Raw genomic sequence first — 506 nt, forward strand, 5'->3', positions numbered from 1 at the left:
AAGCATTTGGAGATGATGGATTGAAAAGATCTCGCTCTCGAAAAATATACTCTTTCAAAGAGAAACTTTCTGTGGTACAGTCTTACTTAACAAGCGAATTTTCATATCAGGAACTCGCCCTTCAAGTAGGAATCAACAATCCGACAATGATTGCCAGATGGGTCAATGAATTTAAAATAGCTGGGCCGGATGCATTACGGCCACATAAGAAAGGCAGGAAAAGAACTTTGAGCGAATCACGAACCAGCAAACCAGATACTCAGGGTCAGAAACCAGTCGTCGATACCAGTGTGGAACATGTCCAGGAGTTAGAGGATGAAAATCTCAAACTCCGGATAGAGAATGCTTTTTTAAAAGAACTGAGGAGACTGCGTTTAGAGGACGAAGCAAAAACGAGAGGGTTTCAAAAATCATCTGCAGTCTCCGAAAATCATTCAAATTAAACGATCTTCTCTCCTATACGCAGATGCCCAAGGCAACCTATATGTACTGGCAGAAACGGTTTG

General features: G+C 41.7%; 1 protein-coding gene. It reads left to right on the forward strand.

The features are described 5' to 3' along the window. Positions 1 to 443 (forward strand): helix-turn-helix domain-containing protein (locus tag WMO23_RS11485; RefSeq protein WP_349174167.1); only part of this gene is annotated, 443 nt, incomplete at its 5' end. Positions 444 to 506: the final 63 nt, after the last annotated feature.

The sequence above is a fragment of the Megasphaera intestinihominis genome (assembly GCF_040096415.1).
GTDB classification, from domain to species: Bacteria; Bacillota; Negativicutes; order Veillonellales; family Megasphaeraceae; genus Megasphaera; species Megasphaera intestinihominis.